General features: G+C 39.3%; 4 protein-coding genes. 3 read left to right on the top strand and 1 reads right to left on the bottom strand.

What is annotated here, in order from left to right; translation table 11 throughout:
• On the top strand, positions 1-745 hold a 745-nt coding region (locus E2K52_RS13785; RefSeq protein WP_151205589.1), incomplete at its 5' end, for a replication initiation protein.
• Here the strand turns inward: E2K52_RS13785 and E2K52_RS13780 are convergent.
• Positions 735-995, bottom strand: coding sequence for a mobilization protein (locus E2K52_RS13780; RefSeq protein WP_151205591.1), 261 nt, complete (start codon positions 993-995; stop codon positions 735-737). The two genes, E2K52_RS13785 and E2K52_RS13780, sit on opposite strands and share 11 nt — an antisense overlap.
• Before the next feature lie 221 nt (positions 996-1,216).
• Between E2K52_RS13780 and mobQ the strand changes: the two genes are divergently transcribed.
• Together mobQ and E2K52_RS13770 are read left to right on the top strand one after the other, a co-directional pair.
• Positions 1,217-2,725, top strand: a complete 1,509-nt coding sequence (mobQ, locus tag E2K52_RS13775; protein ID WP_151205590.1) for a MobQ family relaxase — start codon at positions 1,217-1,219, stop codon at positions 2,723-2,725.
• A 680-nt stretch (positions 2,726-3,405) separates the two neighbouring features.
• The coding region (locus E2K52_RS13770) for a RepB family plasmid replication initiator protein (RefSeq protein ID WP_151205588.1) at positions 3,406-3,732 on the top strand (327 nt) is incomplete at its 3' end.

Below are 3,732 nucleotides of genomic sequence, written 5' to 3'. Positions count from 1 at the left end.
AATTACAGGTGCATACACCGCTTTAGGCATCGCAACCAAGAAACTTTTTGACCGTTATTTTGGTTATGTTAGAGCCGATAAAAAGAAAGTAAGTATCCGATGGATGTATAAAACTGCTTATGGTGAGGGCGGTGCAGAACTATATTTTACTGATGAAGTGTTATTGTTGCTTAGAGAGTTCGATGCCCTAAACCCTTATACCAAGTATAAAAAAGAAGTGGTATTACGGCTTAAAAAAGACTATTCCCTCGACTTCTACCACCTAGCCAAAAAGCATCAAGCAATGGGCGGTTTTCAAATCAGCCTAGATGAATTATTTCAACAGTTAGGCTTGCCTGAATCATATCAAGACCTAAGCAACCTAAAAAAACGTGTAATTAAGCCATCATTGGACGAGATCGCAGCCAACACCGATATAGACCTGATCTATGAGAATGTAAAACGTGGGCGTTCTGTGGTTGGCTTTAAGTTTACAGTTAAGGAGAAACCAAAACCAAAAGTTATCGAAACAGGGCGAGATAAAAATACGATAGATATGTTCTGTAAGCTCACAGATGCACAGATACAGAAATACAGTTCGATACTCAGCAAGGTTAGCGATATATCGGATTTATCTACTTTCCCTGATTACAGCACTTTTGCCCAATGGATTGCCAATATTTTACGTGACCCTAAATCCGTTCGAGAAGAAACAGCAAAACGGATATTTAAGGCATTACGAACACATACCGACTTCAAAGATTAAATAACTTTCTATCCCTATCTTCTGTTAAATACTCGTTCAAGTCAGCGAGTATTTTTTCTTTGTCTTGTTCATTTTCCATTTTCTTTAGTGCTAAAGAACCGAGTAAGATTTTACGTCTAGTATCTTCCTTTCGTTGCTGTTCAGACTGCTTTTTCTTTTCACGAGCTAATACAGCTTGTTTCTGTGCCTTTAGCTGTTTTAAGCGTTCTTCTTGTTTAGCAATTTGCTGTTCTAATGATTCAACTTTCATTGTGATTCCAAAGCCTAAAAAACCACAGTTAGCATAAGCGTACATGAATTGAAATTCAAGGTACTATCTGCTATCGTGGTTTTCCCGAAGGGCGCACTTTACCATTGAGAAAAATCTTCGATTTTTTCAATGGAAGTACGGCAGGGGATAGCCCCCTACAACCCCAAACCAATCTATGCAGATTGGTGAAATTCGAAATCGAATTTAAGAGCAAAGGCAAAATGGCAATTTATCATTTTTCAGTTAAGACAATAAGTCGAAGTGCAGGGCGTTCAGCCGTTGCATGTTCTGCTTATCGTTCGGGTGAAAAGTTGATAGATGAAAGACAAGGGAAAGAACAAGACTACACAAGAAAAACAGGCGTTGAATTTACAAAAATATATGCTCCTGAAAATACAAATCCTGAATTACTAGACCGTAACCAACTTTGGAATACTGTTGAAAAAGTTGAACGTAGAAAAGACGCTAACCTAGCACGAGAATTTGAAATAGCTTTTCCGCATGAACTGAATGCCGAACAACGTCAATCTATGCTCAATGAGATATGCCAAGAGCTTGTAAAACGGCATGGCGTAGTTGTGGACGCAGCCATTCATGCCCCACACACCCAAAGCGGAAGTGATGAACGTAATTATCACGCTCATATCATGTTTACAGGGCGACAAATCGACCTAGAAACAGGCGACTTTGCCAAAAAGAGAAATCGGGATTTTAACAAAGAAAACTCTAGTCAGACCGTGAACCAATGGCGAGAAACTTTTGCCGATATTGCCAATAAACACTTGGCACGAGCAGGGTACTTGTCCGAAGTAGATCACCGCAGCTATGCCGACCAAGACAACGGACTACAAGCCACCATTCACGAGGGTAGCAAGGTCACACAGCTACGCAGACAGGGCATAGATACCGAAATCAGTCTAAAAAACGATTTAATCAAACAGCAAAATGCAGAAAAACAGCGTTTGCCTGAAATTTTGAAAGGTTTAGAGCAAGAAATCAGCCTTGCAGAATCAAAAATCAGCAAATACCAATCAGAAATACGCCTAGAAGCATCAAAACAACCCCTTAGAGCCACAGAAACACAAAAACAGGTAGAACAACCAAAACCGCAAGAAAATCGCTTAGAACGCAAATTAGAGCCATCTAGCCCTAAATTAAAACAACTCAAAGATGAATTAAGCCGTCTTGAATCTGAAATTGTCCAATTGAAGCGTGACAGTGATACCGCTTACAACGGATATATCGAACTGCAAAAAAACAAACCACAAGAAAAATTATTTGGATTAGTACCAAATCCTAAATTTTCAGCGTGGAAAGAAAAATATTCAGAGTTGAAGCATGAATTTGACCAAAAAGAGGGCGACCTAAAACTAGCCAAAAGCCTTATGGCGAGTAGATCAGACGATATTAAGAAAGAAATTATGCGTTTACGCAGTCAGCCGACCATTCAGCCCAATATCGGCAGGGAAAAACCGCAAGAATTAGATTTTAACAGCGTTTATCGCCAGTTAAACCACGAGCAAAAACAGGCGTACCAGTCGATAAAATCGGTACTGGAGCAAAAAATTAGCGGTTCAGAGTTAGATAAAAAATTAAAACAGGCTCAACAGGCGTTTGTAGCGAAATTTAAGGAAAATCCTAATTTTGAAGTGCCAAAACTTGAATCACAAAAACAACGAGAGCAAGAACAGGTCAGAGGTGCATCAAAATCCAAAGGTATGGAACGATAGCCCCAACCATTGAAAATCCAATTCAGCAAAAAGCGGTAATCAGAGGGGGGAATAAGCGATCTATCGCTATGTCGCTCACACTCCGTTCGCTTTGTGTTTTTCTTTTTGACGCTAACAGGGATTAGCCGAGCGAGTGTCTACGAGCGATTGAACACTATCAAAATTTTGCCCTGCTCTTTCCCTGATTACAATTGCTCCCTTTCGCCTAAAAATGGGATTAACCGAGCAAAGCGACCACATGATATTTGCACCTAGACCGAGCGAAGCGAGCAAAAATAGCTCTATGAGCGAAGCGAATCCATTCTTGCTTTTGCTTTTTTGAATCCTCGAAAGCAGTAACCAAAAAGCAGCCCCTTAGACCGAGTGAAACGAGGTCAAAATGCCACGAGCGAAGCGAGTGCCATAGGGCTGTTTTTCACAGCCAAATCCCTTTTTATACTTTTAAAAAGCTTTTAAAAGCTTTTAGACACCCCTCTAGCCCATGCTAGGCAAGGCTTTCAGACTTTAAAAAAGTACAATTCCCATGCTTATAAGTACAATTCCCATGCTTTTACTATTTAAAAAAGTACAAACGCCATGTTAAGAAAGTACAATTCCCATGTTTTATAGTACAAAAAAATATTTGTACTTTATTTGAATAAAAAGTATATTGTCTTTAATTGTACTTTTTTGAGAAAAACATGGAATTAGATGTAAAAAAACACTACCCCAAAGATTGGGTAGTTTTACAAAATCGAGTAGTAGAGTGTTTCAAGAGCATGACGCTTGATGAAAAGCGTTTATTCATTATGGCTACGCCTTTAGCGAGAACAACAAATATATCCAGTGGCGAACCTATCTTCATTTCAACAGAAGAATTTGCATCTGCTTGTGGACTTGAAATTACAGGTGCATACACCGCTTTAGGCATCGCAACCAAGAAACTTTTTGACCGTTATTTTGGTTATGTTAGAGCCGATAAAAAGAAAGTAAGTATCCGATGGATGTATAAAACTGCTTATGGTGAG

The sequence above is a fragment of the Acinetobacter sp. RF14B genome, assembly GCF_006864105.1.
Classification (GTDB): Bacteria; Pseudomonadota; Gammaproteobacteria; order Pseudomonadales; family Moraxellaceae; genus Acinetobacter; species Acinetobacter lwoffii_C.
This window is presented reverse-complemented; position numbering and strand designations above follow the sequence as displayed.